Source organism: Shewanella sp. 10N.286.52.E4, assembly GCF_041468785.1.
GTDB classification, from domain to species: Bacteria; Pseudomonadota; Gammaproteobacteria; order Enterobacterales; family Shewanellaceae; genus Shewanella; species Shewanella electrodiphila.
The window spans coordinates 1-17,346 of sequence record NZ_JBFRJJ010000045.1 but is presented as its reverse complement, the minus strand read 5'-3'; the positions used below and the strand labels follow the sequence as shown (position 1 = coordinate 17,346).

The window sequence follows — 17,346 nt, the reverse complement described above, 5'->3', positions numbered from 1 at the left end:
CCATTATCCATGTCTGGACTTACGCAATTCTCTTGATTGACTCTATATATAGGAGTATCCAGACCAATGAGCTAGCAGGTTAAAGATTCTCCGTTTGAAGTGTCCGAAGGCGTTGAGTGAATTTGCGTAAGCTCGACATGGATGTCGAGATAGCCTCAGTTGAGCCAGGGATGGCGAATCTGAGGCGTTAGTAAACTCACTTATAAGACTGAGGAAATAACACTTCAATGGAGCGGATGGGAGATCCAAGAGGGAGTTGCCGTTCACTCCCTTTTGGTCTGGTGTGGGCGAAGCGCCACGACTTTGATCTTCTTTATAAAAAAGAAATGAACTAACCCAAAAATAAAATTAAGCCAAGATCCCTTGTGCATGAATCAAGGATTTAAGCTCTTCATCACTGGGTTTAAGTTCAATCACATTATCAATTTGAATTTGAAGCGATTGCCAAATCGGCTCGATGATTTCTGCTTGTTCATCATTTGCATATTGTTTAGCAAGTTTAAGCAGTGACGCTGATTCCACCACATCAATGCGTTTAAAGACGCCATCGGCCAATGCAACACTGAGCTCTATCATCGCGGGAACACTGCGGCCGTAGTTAATTACATCACGTAAATATCGCTCAGCTAAACACACATCGGTGCCTAAACCAGAATCATCATTTAGCATATGTTGTGCGCGCATAAACATCGCATCAAGTTGCCCTTGCTCGGCGGCTTCCGCTAACCAATGTTCGCTTGTATTAGCATTAGCCTCACAGCCTTCGCCGTTAAATAACATTAAGGCTAAGTGATACTGGGCATGAGGATAACCTGCTTGGGCAGCTTTATTAATCCACTCAAACGCTTTATCCAGTTGCTGTTGCTGATAATACAACACGCCGAGATTTGACATCGCCTCGGTATTTTCCGCCAATGCTGCTTGCTCTAACCAAGTTGCCGCTATTGCTAAGTCTGGGCTAAAGTTTTCACTGCCAACTAAGTAGAAGAAACCTAATAACGCTTTGGCCTCAACAACATCTGCTTGGGCTGCACGCTCAATCGCCAACTCACCTGCAACGGCATTTTTATGGCCGTTATAACCATGTAGTAATGCCACTCCATGTTCAAATAGTGCTTGCTGGTGATGCTCAGATGCCAATTCAAACCAGTTCGCGGCTTGCTTGAATGTGCTCACTGATTCGGCATGCTCTGCCTCATTTTGATCAAGCGACTGCTCTTGTTCTTGCTGCATTAACGCCTTTGATTTTAAAGACATACCCACAAGATATTGAGCTTGATGATCGTTATGCATCACCGCTTGATAGCAAAGCTCACGGCCAACAAACGAATCAAACGCTTCAAATTGATATTCAGGCGCTTTTTTACGATGTACTTTTGGATAAAGCAGGGTGATTAACGACAAGATATTCTTAATCGTTTTCTCAGCAAGTGAGACTAATTGCTCTTGGGTTAAATGGTATTTCTCTGGATGTGCGCCGCGGTTACCGTCACTACGCAGTCGATGCAATGCTCTGGTTGTAGGCACATCAATAAAGCGCATGCGATTGAGCTGCTCGATGCGATCATATAAGTTAGGACTATTAAATTTTACCGACTGCTTCTGAGCCAGTAACGAAGTGACTTGATGGGTAAAGCTGCGAACAAACACCAAAGCTTGGGTAGGAATATCGCGCACATAACTTTTAGCTTTGGTGTAATCATCCACTATCTCAGCCGAGAAGCCGCCAATAAACTCAATATCATTTAACACTGGCGGTTACTCCTCTGCTGTTATTAACTTTTCACTTAGATTTCAGTGGTCTCTGACTCTTTATCATCAGTACTACGGTTAACCATATACAATCTAAACAGTGCAACGTTAACGAAAAGTCCTAAAAATGCGAACAAGGTATCAATAATGACGCGTAGCGGGAATCCACCGAACTCTGTCAGCTGTATAACGATACCACCAACCATTGATAATGGTAGGTAAAGCATTAATATCATCATGGTTTTCAGCACGATTGGCGATGAAAATTTAAAGCTGCTTTTAATGGCTTCTAATGGCGTTACACGCTCAACGATCACCATAAAGTTAACGTAGGCAAGGCGAGCAAACAAATAAAAGCTGATACTCAAACCGATAATCCAAAACGGACCGAATACCGCAAATAACATCACCGGCGCCAAGATAGCTAAGCCAGAGAATACTCCAGCTAATAATAATGGCGGTACAAAGGTAAAGCTGTTTTTCAGCACCATACCTGGAGTAACGTCATGCCCGCGTGAGCGAACTTCTAGGTATAAGGTTAATGCAGCGATAAGCAACGAGAAGATTAATAGTAGCACCATCATAGCAGCACCATGGATAGCGCCAAATTGCGGTACTTCAACTTCCGCTTGGGCAGCCAACTCACTGCCAAGCCACACTTGGATCATGACTTGAATTAACAGTAATGGCACTGTTAGTGAGGCAAGTTGCGCCACGTGGTTACGAAAGAAATTATATGCTTCAGTCAAAATTGCAGACAATGACATGGGACTTCCAATAATCAAAAATAGATAAATATGCTGCTAAGGATACCGAAAAAACTGTGTTTTTGCACAATTGATATCAAGTGAGAGTAAAGTTAGTTAAATCATTTGTCACAAATTTGTGAATAACGTTAAAATGGTCACAGGATATCGAAAACTCACTTTTAATCATTCAACATAAACCACAGGATGGCCACGATGAAATTAAGCCCAGCAGTAAGTCTTTTAGTCGCAATGTTTGCAGTTACTTCTCCAGCACAAGCGGGTTGGTTAGACAGTGTTTTTGGCACCGATGAAAAGAAAGTAGAAAAAGTAGAGACTACCGCTGATGCACAATCTACTGATTTAGTAGGTAACGTAATGTCACAACTAGGCCTCAGTAAAGATCAAGCGGAAGGCGGTTTAGGTACCTTGCTAAGCCTTGCGCAGTCTAACTTAGGCGATTCTGACTTTAGCCAGTTATCAAACAGCATTCCTGGAGCTGACACACTTTTATCTGCAGTACCTGCATTAGCATCGGACGATGGCATGTCAGGTTTATTATCTCAAGCAGGTGATTTAGGTAAGTCATTTGAAGGCGCTGCAATGGTATACGACGCGTTCGAACAGTTAGGCATTAAAAAAGAATACGTTGCGCCAATGGTTGATATTGCCAAATCATACCTAGAAACCAACGGCACTGAAGGTACGGTTGATTTGTTAATGAAAGGCGTGAATTCATTACTTTAATGACTCGCTGATTTAGGATTAATTTTATTTAATGCCGAGCCATTCGCTCGGCATTATTGTCTCTGTTAAGCTTAATCTTATATTCACTTTTCAATACTCACTAAAATAGTCAGTACAGCTGCATTGTTTTAAAGACGTTTAGGAGGCCATATGATCGCGAAACTGAAACAGTTTTTACAGTCGCATGCTCAAGCAACGACCCCAGAAGATCAAGCACAACAGTTAAAGTTAGCTGCTGTAAGTTTATTGCTTGAGGTCATGTATGCCGATGAAACGCTAGACGAGCAAGAAGTAGCGATGCTTCCTGGAATAATTAGCGACAATTTAAATATCAGTGCTGCTGAAGCTAACGCATTAATTGACGAAGCCAAGTTAGTTCAAGGCAATTCAATTTCATTATTTGAGTTTACTGCAGAAATTAATGCTCAGTGTTCCATTGAGCAAAAGCAAAAATTACTTCTGTGTATGTGGAAGTTGGCTTACTCGGATGGCAAGCTATGTCGAAATGAAGACCAAATTATTCGCCGCACCGCTGATTTACTTTATTTAAAGCACAGTGAAGTGATTCAAATGCGCAATATTGCCATGGAAGAACGCTAAGTTCCTCCCCTTAAGCACTAAGCTTTACGCTTAAGCTGTTGGCTATAAGACAAATAAAACGGGACTTTCTTTAGAAAGTCCCGTTTTTACATTTCTGCGCAAGCAAACCTTAAGTTAAGCCGCTTGTTTACGCGTTTGATGCTGTTTTTGCCAATACATAAATGGCGCAACCACTATAACTAAGATAAAGGAATACAACATATTTTCAGCCAGAGCTACCCCCACTCCTAGACAAAATATGCAACCACCAACCACGAGTGGTAAATAGCGTTTACTGAGCAATTTTGCCGCTGATAACATGGTCAATAAATAGATAATAATGAATACGCCGTTACTCCAAGCAATTAAGTCCTCGAGTTTTTGCTCAGTAACAAAAGTAAAGCTGATGACTAATACCATGGTCAATAAAATCGTCACTAATGCTCTCAGCGGCACACCAAATTGATTGAGTTTGCTAAAGTAACTCGGTAATACGCCTTCTTTGCTAAAGCTCCACAGTAAACGTGCTGCACTGGCGCAATAGACGTTAACCGTCGCAATGCCGCTAGCAATGCCCAAAATGCCAATGACTTGCGCTCCCATGCCCTGCCACACCACATTACCCAATAACGTTTCGAAAGTGTGGATCATTGCTAATCCTTCTTTATCGCTAGGCACCATCAATAGCAATAAGGTGCAAATAAGGTAAATGATGCCGACTAATACCGTGCCAATCATCATTGCAGGTAGCATGTCTTTTTTAGGGTTTTTAAAGTCATTGGCTAAATGCGTCATGGCTTCAATACCTAAAAAGCTCCAAAATCCAATCCCCATGGCTAGCATGACTGTCGAAACCTCAGCTGAAGCTAACTCTGTGAATGCGCCAGCTTCACTGACATTTGTGCCACTGGCACTAAATAACACCGCGACAACTGCCACAATGGCTAAAGTCAGCGCAAACTGCAATTTGGCAGAGACCTGAATACCGCGATAGTTCAGCAATAACAGCACCAACACAATCATCAGCTCAGCCACTAACTGACCCCAGCCAGTGATAGAAACTAAGGCATCCATGAATTGAAAAGTCATCAGAATTGCCGCTGGTGCACCAATCGGGATCACAAACAAAAAGATCAATCCAATCGTGCGCCCCGCAGTGGTACCAAAGGCTTTTTCAATAAAATAGGCTGGCCCTGCTGCATGAGGAAAACGGCTAGCAAGTAAACCAAATACCACTGCCACAGGCAAAATGGCGACGGTCAAAATAATCCATGCCAATAAAGCACCACTATTTGCTACTGCAATGGTCATTTGCGGTAAAATAAATACCCCTGTACCAAGCAAAGTGGTGGCCATCAGTCCGGCACCTTGCCAGCGCCCTATCGTTCCTGTAATTTGATTCATTAGCTTGCTCTATGGTGGTGTTTGCAAGAATTATAAAATGGTTATTGGATACAAACTGCCGTAATCACTCTGCAAAAACACTTATAAAACCGACATTTTGACGGTAATTAATAAAGTTACCAACAATATGACGGATATTGTATTTCTAACGACTGGAATCAAAATGGATAAATTTGATCAACTCATTTTAAATGCGTTAAGAGCAAATGCTCGTCAAAGTATTTCTCATATCTCTGAAGCTGTGAGCTTATCACGGAGTGCGGTTACTGAGCGGATAAAAAAACTTGAACAATCTGGTGTAATTCGTGGCTATCAAGTTTTATTAAGTGAGTCGCAAAAAGAAGGCGTATCGGCATACTTTGAAATACAACATGAACGCGCTAATTGTGCCGATGTTGTTCACGTATTTCATGCCATACCTGAAGTCATAACTTGCCAAGGGATCACTGGCGAAATGGATCTGTTGGTTTATGTTAATGCCGCATCGATGAAGCGACTGCATGAAATTCGTGAGTACATTGATGCCCAGGTAGATATCGTCAAAATTAAAACCCACGTGGTAATGAGTGAATGGATTAACAATCAAGCGTAACGCACATTCTCAAATTAATTTATTGGTTATACTGGTAAAATAGCCAACAATGCTGATAAGAGACTAAAATAAATAACACTTTTTAAGTCAATTAAACTTAAACAAGTATGTTGAAACTACAGGTTTCAAACACTTTAAATTGGGTATTTAACACTATGCAAACACGGCCTAATTCTGACATCAATTTACTTTGGGGTGCACTCATCCTTGAAGAGCTGGCTCGGCTTGGCGTAAAACACGTATGCATGGCACCTGGTTCTCGTTCAACACCATTAACCTTAGCCGCAGCTGCCCAAGATAAACTTGAACGTCATTTACACTTCGACGAACGTGGTTTAGGTTTTATGGCGCTTGGTTTAGCAAAAGCCAGTAATAGCCCTGTAGCGATTGTCACCACATCAGGCACCGCAGTCGCCAACCTGTATCCAGCAATTGTAGAAGCCTGGTTAACTCAAGTTCCTTTGATTGTGTTAAGTGGCGATAGACCGCCTGAATTAATCGGTTGTGGTGCAAACCAAGCCATTGTGCAACCCGCAATATTCGCCGATTATGCTAAACAAGTTAATTTACCAACGCCAGATTTAGCCATCGCCCCAAATACTTTGCTCACTACCATTGATGAAGTAGTGAGTAATCAAACTCAACCAGTACATTTCAATTGTATGTACCGTGAGCCGTTATACCCAAGCGAATTAGAAACCTTATCTCAACTTGTTAAAACATCATTATCTGGTTATGTGACGCCAATTTCAGACTGGCTAAATCACGCATTTCCCTATACTGATTATGGTCAAGCATCTAGTAGCAACTTACCGACTGAAGACACCATGATGCGTTTCGTCCATGGCAAAGGGGTGATTGTGGTGGGCACGTTATCTCCAAAAGATAATCCACAACAGATTATTGAACTGGGGCAAAAATTGGGCTGGCCCATTGTGGTCGATGCACAGTCTCAGCTCAGGCAACATCCTAGTGTGATAGGTCATATTGATCAGCTGATGCTCAACCCAAAAGCGGCTAAATTCGTCGAACAAGCAGACCGTGTATTGGTATTTGGCGGGCGTTTTATTTCTAAAAGACTGATTAGTTTTATTGCTGAGCAACAATGGCATAGCTACTGGCAAGTCTTACCGATTCAACAGCGCCTTGACCCTAACCATCAGTCGAAACGGATATGGCTCGCTAGTGTCTCAGCAATGTGCAGTGCGCAGTGGTCAAGATCATCATCTGCCAATTGGGCGCTGTCATTAGTAGAAATGAATCAAAATATTGAAGCATTGCTAACACAGCATATTGACCAAAGCGGCTTTGGTGAACCCCAAGTTGTTCGCCAAATAGCTAAGGTGCAGACCTCAAAACATCAATGGTTTATTGGTAATAGCTTGCCAGTTCGCTTATACGATATGTATTCACCTATTACCTGCGAAACGCCTGCGATTTATACCAATCGAGGTGCATCTGGCATCGATGGATTAATTGCTACAGCAAGCGGAATGGCACTCGCCAGTAAACAGCCAAGCACCCTACTCATTGGTGATATTTCAAGTTTGCACGATCTTAATTCGCTCGCCATAACCAAGCAAATTAACAGTCCGTTTGTGATTGTGATTTTGAATAATGATGGCGGCAATATTTTCAACTTATTACCTGTGCCTAATGAAGCAGTAAGAGATGAATATTACCGTTTGAGTCACGGACTGGAATTTGGTTATGCTGCCGCCATGTTTGGTTTGCCATATAACCAAGTGGATTGTTTAACCAGCTTTAATGAAGCTTATGTTGATGCAATGGCCTTTGCAGGCACCTCTGTGATTGAAGTCAATGTCAGCCCTAATCAAGCAAGCGATCAAATCAAGCTCATTGCACAATGGGTGAAACAACACTAATGCCAACCATTAAACGATACGGTGACACCGCATTACCTGCACTGGTTTTATTACATGGTTTTTTAGGTTCCAAAGAAGATTGGCAAGCTTGCTTACCCACCCTAAGCCAATACTTTCATTGTATTTGCATCGATCTGCCAGGCCATGGTGAAAACGAGCAGATATTGCCAACGCCAGGCTTTGAAGCCCTTGCTGATACCATTACCCATCAAGTGATTAATCTAGGTTATCCGCAATTTCATTTGCTGGGATACTCTTTAGGTGGCCGAGTAGCGTTGCATATCGCTAAATTCCATCCTGCGGCACTATTGAGTCTTATGTTGGAGTCGGCTCATTTAGGTTTATGTTCCACACGTGATAAGCAAACCAGACTGAAACACGATCAGAAATGGGCAGAGAAACTAGCGTCAAAGCCATTAAGAACATTTTTAAGTGAATGGTACCAACAGCCGGTTTTTGCTGAATTAAATAATGATGCTCGTGAACAGCTGATTAATATTCGTAGTAAAAATAATCCTCAAGCGTTACTGCATTGCTTTCAGAGCACTTCACTTGGATTACAAGATAATGGCCAAAAAGTACTGAAACAATTACACTGCCCGAGATATCTATTGGTGGGTGAAAATGACAATAAATTTTCTAACTTGGCAGAGAAGTGGCAACAGAAAATTGATTTATCGGTGATCACAATCCCACATTCAGGGCACAATACCCATAAAGCGCAACCAAAGATGTTTGCAGCAAGCGTCATACAGCTGCTTTACCCATAACTGCTAACAACACTGTTAAGCGGTGAGTATTCGTTAATAAAGGATTTACGCTTTATGCACACTGGTGATAACAATGAAACTTCTAGCCTTGAACAAGTCGAACTTGCCATCATCAGTGAGCTTACACTGCACCGTTACCAAATCCCATTATCACCCACATTGCCTGTGGCAACTCAGCGCATCGATCAACGGTTTGGTTTAGTCATCAGTGCTCAATTAAACCATGCTCAATTAAATCATGGTCAATGCGAAAGTGTCGAAATCAGCCCTTTGTCAGGCGTAGATACCAACAACAAACCTCTTGTTGGATTTAGCGAAGAATCACTTGAACAAGTGATTGCATTACTCCAGCAGCAATTACCGCTGTTAATCAATAAGCCGTTAACCGAATTAGCTAATATTGCCAGTGAAATAAAACTGCCCTCTGCAGCATTTGGGCTCAGCTTATTAGCGACTAAGTTTAGTTCGGCATTTCAATATGCCCATGTTGATGATCGAAAAATCAGTTTATTTTATTATCAACCTGACACGACTAATGAAGCGTTAGCGGCCAAAATAAATACGCTACCTAAACGTACTTATGCAATAAAAGTCAAAGTGGCTCAAGCTTCAATAGAACAAGAAATCCAGTTTATTCATCAGATATTATCTATTAATCCAAAGCTCAAATTACGCCTTGATGCGAATCAAGGTTTTAGTGCTGAGCAAGCCATTGAGTTTCTGGCATGCTTACCAAAAGCCAGCATCGAATACATTGAAGAACCTTGTCAAACGCTCAAAGAAAGCCGCATGGTTTATCAAGCACTTAAGATTCCTTTTGCGCTAGATGAAACGTTAAATGATGCAGACTATCAATTTACTATGTTTGATGGGTTAGCAGCACTTATCATCAAGCCGATGATTATTGGCAATATCGACAAACTAGCGAAACTCATTGAAACCGCCACAGAACATGGCGTGCGTTGTATATTTAGCTCAAGTTTAGAAGCTAACCTGGGGATTAACGACTTAGCGACGCTAGCCGCACAGTTAACCCCTGATGAAATCCCGGGGCTCGACACGCTAGCTAACTTTAGCGAGCCGTTAATGCTCGAAAATAATCAACTGAATCCACAAGTTACTCAGCTAATCAATCGCTATACTAATGAATAAGAAACGCCATAGTCAGACAGGTTAACAAAGGTTTTGTGATGATTTCTCCGCTACACCAAACAGCTTTAGACATGCCCGAAACTATAGCTATTCAGCAAACAGATAACGGCGATAAAGCCAGTATTAAGCATAGTGACGTAATCAGTTACCTTAAGTTAAGTGCGCTGGTAACTAACCTTGTGAGATCGCTGCAAAAGCAAGGCGTTAGTCATAATAGCCGTCTCGCTTGTATCAGCCTTAATAACCTCGAAATGATTTGCCTTTATTGGGCATGCGTTGATTTAGGCGCGATATTTTTGCCAATATCACCTAAGTTTCCTGTATCGCAACAAGCCCAATTATGTCAGCGTTTTAAGATTGATTTTTATTGGTCAGAGGCGCAGCAGCCTGATTTCAATATCAGTGATGGGACCCAACAACGGCTCAAAATTGATCTTCAACTAGAGTGTGAACATCCTGCTCCAATTCAAAGTAAGCCAAGTATTGATAGTAAAAAGCCACTGAATATCATTCTCACATCTGGCTCTAGTGGTACCCCAAAAGGCGTGGTGCATTGTTTATCAAATCACATTGCCAGTGCACAGGGCTCGGCTGAAAATATTAGCCTCAAAAGCGGTGACACCTGGTTATTATCGCTACCTTTGTTTCATATTGGTGGTTTAGCCATCATTAATCGTTGTGCGCTCGCTGGGGCATGTGTGGTCCTGAGTAATAATCAGCCTTTATGGCAACAAATTAGCGGCAACGAAATCAGTCATGTCTCGTTAGTGGCTGCGCAATTAAGTAAAATTTTGGCTCAGCATCCGCAAGCATTAGATCAAGTAAAAGCCTTGTTATTAGGCGGCGGTGCCATAGAAGCTAAATTAGTCTCAGCGCTCGCTGACAGACATATTAATGCATATTGCAGTTATGGCATGTCTGAAATGAGTTCACAAATCACAACAGCTTTGATAAACCCTCAGGGCCATTTAGGAAAGCCATTAAGCCACAGACAAATGGAAATTAGAGATGGCACTATTTGGGTAAAAGGCGACTGCCTATTCTTAGGTTATTTAACTGATGCAGTAACCGATAATACTGTACCTTCACACCATCAATGTATTGCTGAAAAAGTCACTGATGAACAAGGCTGGTTTAACACCCAAGATTTAGGCGAACTGGATGATTCTGGTAACCTTCGCTTACTTGGTCGCGCCGATAACATGTTTATTTGCGGTGGTGAAAATATTCACCCAGAAGAGATTGAAGCAGCATTAAAAGCACACCCCTTAATCGAAAATGCGCTTGTGTTTGCAGAAGAAGATAAGACATTCAGCTTATTGCCTGCAGCTATCATTCAACTCAAGAATAGTGAACTATCAAGCCAACAGACTGCGACTGTTCCAGTAGAAGCCCAATTATCAACAGCACAAGTTAATTCAATCGAGCAATTTATTATTGAAAGAATTGCTCGTTTCAAGCGCCCAAGACATTATTACTCTTGGCCAACCGGTATCAAAACCACTAGCCTTAAGATCCCTCGTAAAGCGATTATTGCCGCAGTAAAGCAAAGATTGCCTTTGTAGGGTAAAGTCCCACAACGCTTCTATAACAGAGCTAAAAAAAGCCATAAAAAAACCTGCCGTAGCAGGTTTTAATTATAAACTTAACCAAGCGGAATTAGATTTCCATGCAAGATTTAAGTTTGTTCATCGCGTTCTTTTCAAGCTGTCTGATACGCTCAGCAGAAACTTGATAAGTTGATGCTAATTCTTGCAGAGTCGTTTTGTCATCATCTAACCAACGTGCACGCAAAATATGCTGGCTACGCTCGTCTAGAGTTTTAATCGCTGAGAATAAACGCGCTTGAGAATCTGATTCCCAATTTTCATTTTCAACTTCAACGGCTACATCAGAAGAATGATCTTCCAAATAATGAACAGGTGCAAAATCAACACTGCTGTCATCGTCATTGTCGCTGGCTAAATCAAATGCAGGATCTTGTGCCGCCATACGCGACTCCATTTCGGTGACGTCTTTTTTAGACACCCCTAAATTCTCTGCTACCATGCCGACTTCTTCGTCGCTAAACCAGCCTAAACGCTTTTTAGTTTTACGAATATTGAAGAATAATTTACGTTGCGCTTTGGTTGTTGCGACCTTCACAATACGCCAGTTTTTAAGCACGTACTCATGAATTTCAGCTTTAATCCAATGCACTGCAAAAGATACCAAGCGAACACCAACACCAGGATCAAAACGTTTTACCGCCTTCATCAAACCGATGTTACCTTCTTGAATAAGATCTGCTTGTGGCAAACCATACCCAGAATAACCTTTCGCCACATGCACAACAAAGCGCAAGTGAGACATAATCAGTTTTTTTGCAGCATGTAGGTCGCCAGTTTCTTGCAAGCGTTTTGCAAGCTCCTGCTCTTCGTCTGCCCCAAGCATCTCGATGCCTGTGACTGATTGCATATAAGCTTCTAAGCTGCTACTTCCTCTAGGGACAGTGAGTGACATAGATTGCGATTGAAAGGCCATTAAAGCTCCTACTATTACTGCGTTTTTAACACTTATGTAACTTAAAATATTTTAAGTTAAGTGGTGAACTATCTATTATCGGACAACATATGTCAACAGTGGTTCAACACAAGGATGCACACAAAATGCGCGCTGAATTATACTCTGCTGAATCCAAAGCAATTGCAAGTGAACAAATGTTCATTTTTAGTCCAAAATAATCTTACCAACACATTTGGACATCATATATTGCCACTACAATACGACAGTAATATTAAGAAGGTTCAATTGCGCGTAAATGTTGCCTAACAGAGAGGTATGAGCCTAACCAGCCTAAGAAAGAAGCCAATAGCACCAATTTGACTAACTCAGCCATACTTAAGGCTTGAATTTGCAGTTGGCTACCGTATAAGCCAAGTAACTCAGCAAGGGCAGAATCAAGATACCAGACTAAAAGGTTAATGATGATCCAGGCGAGCACACCGCCAATCACTCCATACCAAATACCGGTATATAAGAAGGGCCTTTGAATAAAGGCTTCCGTTGCACCAACTAACTTCATCACTTCGATTTCGGTGCGGCGATTCATGATCGCTAATCGAATGGTGTTACCAATAACTAACACCACCGCGAGCACTAATAAGGCTGCAATGGCAAGTACAGTGCGTTCAATCAGTCTCACCATGGCTTGTAATCGTTCAAGCCATTCAATATCTAAACGACCAAAACTGACCTCAGGTTCGCGCTCAAGCTTGTCGAGCAACTTTCTTGCACCTTCAGGGCTTGAATGTCGTGCTAATGGCGTAACCACCACCACTGCAGGTAACGGATTACTATCGAGATAAGATAATGCTTCACCAAAACCTGATAAACGTTGAAATTCTTCTAAAGCTTGGTCGCGATTAATGTAGTGCACCACATCCACTTCGGAATAGACATTAATCCGTGAAATCAGACTTTGTATTGACTGTTCACTGCGGCCTTCATTAATAAATAGCGAGATTTCTGCTGCGTTATTCCAAGACTGAGTAATATTTTCAGCATTTTTAACTAGGACTTGTAGTGCTGCAGGTAAGCTCAAGCTGACTCCAAGCACTGCCATTGTCATCACAGATGACACAGGGTTACGCCACAGCTCACCAATACTGGCCATTGCTTGTTGAATATGACGTACAAAAAACATCACTAAACGCCCAGTAAAGGGCAGTTTACTCGCGGTTATCTTAACTTTATTCGACATTAAATCTGCCCCTGAGTATCAGCTGAATAGATTTCATCACCACCAAGCATTTTGCCTTGGCGTAAAGTTAAGGTGCGGTATTTCATTCGTGCAATTAAGCCCAAATCATGGGTTGCGATTAGGACGCTGGTGCCAGAATCATGGAAGGTTTCAAATAAGCGTAGAATGTCCATCGATAACTTAGGATCTAAGTTACCTGTTGGCTCATCGGCAAGCAGTAAAGGCGGTTTATTCACAATGGCGCGAGCAATACCGACACGTTGCTGCTCACCGCCTGACAACATCACAGGTAAATGACGCTCTTTGCCATACAAGCCCACCATATCAAGGGCGCCTGCAACACGTTTACGAATTTCACCGTGAGAAAAACCTTCAATCACTAATGGTAAAGCCACGTTATCAAACACGCTTTTATTCATGAGTAGGTGATGGTTTTGAAAAATCATGCCGATATTACGGCGAAGATATGGCACATGCTTTTTGCCAAGCTTGGCAATGTCATGACCATTAATAGAAACTTTACCGGCACTGGCACGTTCAATGACAGTGATCAATTTGAGCAAGGTACTTTTACCTGCGCCAGAGTGTCCGGTTAAAAAGGCCATTTCACCTTGTTGAAGACGAAAATTGACTTCAGAGAGTGCTTTTTGGCCACCCGGATAGATCTTACTGACTTGCTCAAAATGGATCATATGTGACTATTCTGCCTTATCCTGACTAAATAATGCTTCGATAAAATCGTTTGAATTAAAGGTACGTAAGTCATCAATCTGTTCACCAACACCAATGTGACGGATAGGGATATTAAACTTATCGGCAATCGCGAAAATTACGCCGCCTTTTGCTGTGCCATCTAATTTACTGATCGTGATACCTGTAACGCCAACAGCCTCTTGGAACAGCTGTGCTTGGCTAATCGCATTTTGGCCGGTACTTGCGTCTAACGTTAACATGACTTCATGCGGCGCATCTGGGTCTAATTTCTTCATCACGCGAACGACTTTCTTCAGTTCTTCCATCAAGTGACTTTTGTTTTGTAAACGCCCTGCTGTATCTGCAATTAATACATCAACATTACGTGCTTTAGCCGCTTGCAGTGCATCAAACAATACTGAGGCGCTATCTGCACCAGTGTGCTGAGCAACCACAGGGATTTCATTACGCTGTCCCCATACTTGTAACTGTTCAACAGCTGCAGCACGGAAGGTATCACCCGCAGCTAACATGACAGATTTGCCTTGTTTTTGATACTGTTTTGCCAATTTACCAATGGTGGTAGTTTTACCCACGCCATTAACACCCACCATTAAAATCACAAATGGGCCATTGGCATTTTCAGGCACTAAAGGAATCGCAACAGGGTCTAGAATGGTTTGCATTTCATCGCGCATTAAATCATAAAGCGCTTCGGCGTCTTTAAGCTGTTTGCGAGAGGCGCTGTCAGTCAGGCTATCAATAAGTCGAGTGGTGGTTTCAACACCAACATCGGCAATAAGCAGCTGTTCTTCTAATTCCTCGAATAAATCATCATCAATCTTCTTACCGCTAAAGATCCCCATAAAGCCGCTACCAATGTTTTCACTGGTGCGCTTTAGGCCACGCTTTAAGCGAGCAAAAAGACCTTCTTTAACAGGTTTAGCTTGAGGCTCTGCGACAAGGTCTGTTGTTTCTGCTTCTTGTGCCGCTTTAGCAGCAGCTTCTTCTTCGAGACGCTGAGCTTCTGCACGTTCAGCCTCTTCTAGCTCTCTTTGTTCTTGAGCTAATTGCTCTTCGGCAAGGCGAGTTTGTTCTGCGACTCGTTGTTGCTCAGCTTGGCGATCTGCTTCAGCTTGTGCTTGGCGTTCGGCTTCGGCTTTATCAGCAGCCGCTTTTTCTTGAGCTGCCAACTCTACAGCTGCTTGTTCCGCTGCTTTTTGTTCAGCTTCAATACGGGCTTGCTCTTCAGCGCGCTGTTGCTCGGCTAATTGCTGTTCTGCAAGTTCCTGAGCTAATCGTTCAGCTTCAGCTTTTTCTGCAGCTTCTTTTTCTGCTGCAAGACGGTTTTGTTCTTCAACACGCTGCTGTTCAGCTAATTGCTGAGCCTGTAATTCAGCTTCAGCCTTTTCAGCAGCTTCTTTTTCTACTGCAAGACGGTTTTGTTCTTCAACACGTTGCTGTTCAGCTAATTGCTGAGCCTGTAATTCAGCTTCAGCCTTTTCAGCAGCTTCTTTTTCTGCTGCAAGACGGTTTTGCTCTTCAACACGTTGCTGTTCAGCTAATTGCTGAGCCTGTAATTCAGCCTCAGCCTTTTCAGCAGCTTCTTTTTCTGCTGCAAGACGGTTTTGTTCTTCAACACGTTGCTGTTCAGCTAATTGCTGAGCAGCAAGCTCTGCTTCAGTCTGCTCAGTACTACTGGTGTCAATTTGCTCTTGAGCGTTGTCGGTTGTAACTTTCTCTTGTTCTTTGGTTTTGTCTTTACGAAACCACGAAAAAAAACCTTTCTTTGCCATGTCTACTACCAGTACTTAGTGAGCTAAAAAATTCGGAAAAATACTCTCGATAACTTAATACAGATAATGTCAGAAGGATTGCTCACCTTTAGGCATCAGTTTGGTATAAAATATCGAGTATTCTAATTGGTTGCATAGTCTACCACTTTCTTTGTTCAGGCAAAATCACGAGGGCAAAATGTCCAAAAATAAGTCCGCTAGCGGCCAAGTCAGGATCATTTCAGGACAATGGCGTTCACGAAAACTTCCTATTCACGATCTTGAAGGTCTTCGACCAACCACAGATCGAGTGCGCGAGACCTTATTTAACTGGTTATCCACAGACGTTCGCGGTGCAAGAGTGTTGGATTGTTTTGCTGGAAGCGGCGCACTGAGCCTAGAAGCATTATCACGCTACGCTGACTATGCTCGAATTTTTGAACTGCAATCCAGCGCAGCGAAGCAGTTGCAACAAAATTTACAAACCCTAAAATGCGAAACGGCCGATGTCATTAATGGTGATAGTTTGGCTTTGCTCGCCAAAGGTAATCCAGATAAAGGCTTTGATATTGTTTTTGTCGATCCCCCTTTTCGCAAAGATCTGGCCAGTAAAACCATCGCGCTGCTAGATGAAAAACAATGGCTCAATGAAAATGCACAAATTTATGTCGAAACGGAATCCGACTTAGCTCAGTTAGACATCCCCAATACTTGGGTTGAGCTTAAACAAAAATCGGCAGGGCAAGTGACCTACCGTTTATTCCAATATCAAATTGATTAAAGGTTACAGATGAAATTTTTTATTCTGGCAGGTAAGAGCTTTACCCTGCTGACATGGTTGGTGATGTTTTATAATGTGTTCATGCCATTCGATGGCAAAGTCAGCATTGTTCTCAATATTCTGTTATTGATCACGGCATTTATGCACTTGTTCCAATTATTGATTTTTTACACTATGTTCAACACATTACTAAAACTTAAGTTAGTCGATTACATTAAAGTCTATTTCTTGGGTGTCTTTGGTTTATTAGAATATCGCCAAAAAGTATTGGATTTACCTCAAACTGAAGATTGATACTTATAGCTGGCATCACAAATGAAGTGATAACGAAATTAAACAGCATCTAAGTTATGAGCCTCACATTCGTGGGGCTTTTTATTGAGCTTTAATTATGGGTTACGCTTTAAAGCACTAATCAATATGGTTATAGACATTAATTGATCATGCCTAGGGTTATCACTCCCTATTCACCATCTCTTATGTAGGTCTACTTACTTTTTAGGCTAAGGGTGAGCAACACCTTTATGACAATCTACACAAGTCTTTGTGCTTGGAATAATAGTCGCCTTCTTGCTTTTTAATTCACAACAGCAAATTTCAGCCATAAAAAAACCTCGCCATAGCGAGGTTTTTTTAATTGATAGCTGCAAGGGTCATCACTCCCTATTCGCCACCTCTTATGTAGGTCTACTTACTTTTTAGGGTAAGGGTGAGCAACACCTTTATG

16 protein-coding genes are annotated in these 17,346 nt (G+C 42.0%); 9 read left to right on the top strand and 7 right to left on the bottom strand.

Annotated features, from left to right (window positions below; genetic code table 11):
- Nucleotides 1–348: 348 nt before the first annotated feature.
- Entirely contained in the window at nt 349–1,752 is a 1,404-nt protein-coding gene (locus AB4153_RS19495; RefSeq protein WP_102526749.1) for a tetratricopeptide repeat protein, read from the bottom strand.
- A 35-nt stretch (nt 1,753–1,787) separates the two neighbouring features.
- On the bottom strand, nt 1,788–2,519 hold the full coding sequence (locus tag AB4153_RS19490; RefSeq protein WP_102526748.1) for a hypothetical protein: 732 nt from the start codon (nt 2,517–2,519) through the stop codon (nt 1,788–1,790).
- Between the two features lie 195 nt (nt 2,520–2,714).
- Between AB4153_RS19490 and AB4153_RS19485 the strand changes: the two genes are divergently transcribed.
- Nucleotides 2,715–3,245: a DUF2780 domain-containing protein gene (locus AB4153_RS19485; RefSeq protein WP_102526747.1), complete on the top strand. Its 531-nt coding sequence runs from the start codon at nt 2,715–2,717 to the stop codon at nt 3,243–3,245.
- Nucleotides 3,246–3,395: 150 nt separating this feature from the next.
- Complete coding sequence (locus tag AB4153_RS19480) at nt 3,396–3,845, top strand: TerB family tellurite resistance protein (RefSeq protein ID WP_102526746.1); 450 nt, start codon at nt 3,396–3,398, stop codon at nt 3,843–3,845.
- Between the two features lie 114 nt (nt 3,846–3,959).
- Here AB4153_RS19480 and yjeH read toward each other — a convergent pair whose 3' ends face one another.
- Nucleotides 3,960–5,228, bottom strand: a complete 1,269-nt coding sequence (gene yjeH, locus AB4153_RS19475; protein WP_102526745.1) for an L-methionine/branched-chain amino acid transporter — start codon at nt 5,226–5,228, stop codon at nt 3,960–3,962.
- A 163-nt stretch (nt 5,229–5,391) separates the two neighbouring features.
- Between yjeH and AB4153_RS19470 the strand changes: the two genes are divergently transcribed.
- The 5 genes from AB4153_RS19470 (at nt 5,392) to menE (ending at nt 11,193) form a co-directional block, all read left to right on the top strand.
- Complete coding sequence (locus AB4153_RS19470) at nt 5,392–5,820, top strand: Lrp/AsnC family transcriptional regulator (RefSeq protein ID WP_102526744.1); 429 nt, start codon at nt 5,392–5,394, stop codon at nt 5,818–5,820.
- A 155-nt stretch (nt 5,821–5,975) separates the two neighbouring features.
- A complete protein-coding gene (gene menD / locus AB4153_RS19465) occupies nt 5,976–7,706 on the top strand; it encodes a 2-succinyl-5-enolpyruvyl-6-hydroxy-3-cyclohexene-1-carboxylic-acid synthase (protein WP_371998436.1) in 1,731 nt (576 codons plus the stop codon).
- On the top strand, nt 7,706–8,476 hold the full coding sequence (menH, locus tag AB4153_RS19460) for a 2-succinyl-6-hydroxy-2,4-cyclohexadiene-1-carboxylate synthase (RefSeq protein ID WP_303518249.1): 771 nt from the start codon (nt 7,706–7,708) through the stop codon (nt 8,474–8,476). Before menD ends, menH begins: the two co-directional genes overlap by 1 nt.
- Nucleotides 8,477–8,530: 54 nt before the next feature.
- Nucleotides 8,531–9,628, top strand: coding sequence for an o-succinylbenzoate synthase (gene menC, locus AB4153_RS19455; protein ID WP_371998435.1), 1,098 nt, complete (start codon nt 8,531–8,533; stop codon nt 9,626–9,628).
- A 38-nt stretch (nt 9,629–9,666) separates the two neighbouring features.
- Nucleotides 9,667–11,193, top strand: a complete 1,527-nt coding sequence (gene menE, locus AB4153_RS19450; protein WP_371998434.1) for an o-succinylbenzoate--CoA ligase — start codon at nt 9,667–9,669, stop codon at nt 11,191–11,193.
- Between the two features lie 94 nt (nt 11,194–11,287).
- Here the strand turns inward: menE and rpoH are convergent, their stop codons facing one another.
- The 4 genes from rpoH to ftsY all read right to left on the bottom strand — a co-directional run bounded on the left by rpoH (nt 11,288) and on the right by ftsY (nt 15,859).
- Nucleotides 11,288–12,151: an RNA polymerase sigma factor RpoH gene (gene rpoH / locus AB4153_RS19445; protein ID WP_102526739.1), complete on the bottom strand. Its 864-nt coding sequence runs from the start codon at nt 12,149–12,151 to the stop codon at nt 11,288–11,290.
- A 253-nt stretch (nt 12,152–12,404) separates the two neighbouring features.
- Nucleotides 12,405–13,370, bottom strand: coding sequence for a permease-like cell division protein FtsX (gene ftsX, locus AB4153_RS19440; protein ID WP_102526738.1), 966 nt, complete (start codon nt 13,368–13,370; stop codon nt 12,405–12,407).
- The gene (ftsE, locus tag AB4153_RS19435; RefSeq protein ID WP_371998433.1) at nt 13,370–14,062 is read right to left on the bottom strand and encodes a cell division ATP-binding protein FtsE; all 693 of its coding nucleotides are present in this window, start codon (nt 14,060–14,062) and stop codon (nt 13,370–13,372) included. The genes ftsX and ftsE overlap by 1 nt, the downstream gene beginning before the upstream one ends.
- A gap of 6 nt (nt 14,063–14,068) precedes the next feature.
- Nucleotides 14,069–15,859, bottom strand: a complete 1,791-nt coding sequence (gene ftsY / locus AB4153_RS19430) for a signal recognition particle-docking protein FtsY (protein WP_371998432.1) — start codon at nt 15,857–15,859, stop codon at nt 14,069–14,071.
- A 178-nt stretch (nt 15,860–16,037) separates the two neighbouring features.
- Here ftsY and rsmD point away from each other — a divergent pair, with 178 nt between their 5' ends.
- On the top strand, nt 16,038–16,619 hold the full coding sequence (gene rsmD, locus AB4153_RS19425) for a 16S rRNA (guanine(966)-N(2))-methyltransferase RsmD (protein WP_229370838.1): 582 nt from the start codon (nt 16,038–16,040) through the stop codon (nt 16,617–16,619).
- A 9-nt stretch (nt 16,620–16,628) separates the two neighbouring features.
- Nucleotides 16,629–16,913 carry a DUF1145 domain-containing protein gene (locus AB4153_RS19420; protein ID WP_371998431.1) on the top strand — a complete coding sequence of 95 codons (285 nt, stop codon included), beginning with the start codon at nt 16,629–16,631 and terminating at the stop codon, nt 16,911–16,913.
- The last annotated feature ends 433 nt before the right edge of the window (nt 16,914–17,346 follow it).

What these genes read in the sequence shown, in the direction of transcription:
- AB4153_RS19485 (WP_102526747.1), top strand. Translation starts at nt 2,715, where the DNA reads ATGAAATTAAGCCCAGCAGTAAGTCTTTTAGTCGCAATGTTTGCAGTT.
- rsmD (WP_229370838.1), top strand. Translation starts at nt 16,038, where the DNA reads ATGTCCAAAAATAAGTCCGCTAGCGGCCAAGTCAGGATCATTTCAGGA.
- ftsE (WP_371998433.1), bottom strand. Translation starts at nt 14,062, where the DNA reads ATGATCCATTTTGAGCAAGTCAGTAAGATCTATCCGGGTGGCCAAAAA.
- menC (WP_371998435.1), top strand. Translation starts at nt 8,531, where the DNA reads ATGCACACTGGTGATAACAATGAAACTTCTAGCCTTGAACAAGTCGAA.
- menH (WP_303518249.1), top strand. Translation starts at nt 7,706, where the DNA reads ATGCCAACCATTAAACGATACGGTGACACCGCATTACCTGCACTGGTT.
- menE (WP_371998434.1), top strand. Translation starts at nt 9,667, where the DNA reads ATGATTTCTCCGCTACACCAAACAGCTTTAGACATGCCCGAAACTATA.
- menD (WP_371998436.1), top strand. Translation starts at nt 5,976, where the DNA reads ATGCAAACACGGCCTAATTCTGACATCAATTTACTTTGGGGTGCACTC.
- rpoH (WP_102526739.1), bottom strand. Translation starts at nt 12,151, where the DNA reads ATGGCCTTTCAATCGCAATCTATGTCACTCACTGTCCCTAGAGGAAGT.
- ftsX (WP_102526738.1), bottom strand. Translation starts at nt 13,370, where the DNA reads ATGTCGAATAAAGTTAAGATAACCGCGAGTAAACTGCCCTTTACTGGG.
- ftsY (WP_371998432.1), bottom strand. Translation starts at nt 15,859, where the DNA reads ATGGCAAAGAAAGGTTTTTTTTCGTGGTTTCGTAAAGACAAAACCAAA.
- AB4153_RS19470 (WP_102526744.1), top strand. Translation starts at nt 5,392, where the DNA reads ATGGATAAATTTGATCAACTCATTTTAAATGCGTTAAGAGCAAATGCT.
- AB4153_RS19420 (WP_371998431.1), top strand. Translation starts at nt 16,629, where the DNA reads ATGAAATTTTTTATTCTGGCAGGTAAGAGCTTTACCCTGCTGACATGG.
- yjeH (WP_102526745.1), bottom strand. Translation starts at nt 5,228, where the DNA reads ATGAATCAAATTACAGGAACGATAGGGCGCTGGCAAGGTGCCGGACTG.
- AB4153_RS19490 (WP_102526748.1), bottom strand. Translation starts at nt 2,519, where the DNA reads ATGTCATTGTCTGCAATTTTGACTGAAGCATATAATTTCTTTCGTAAC.
- AB4153_RS19480 (WP_102526746.1), top strand. Translation starts at nt 3,396, where the DNA reads ATGATCGCGAAACTGAAACAGTTTTTACAGTCGCATGCTCAAGCAACG.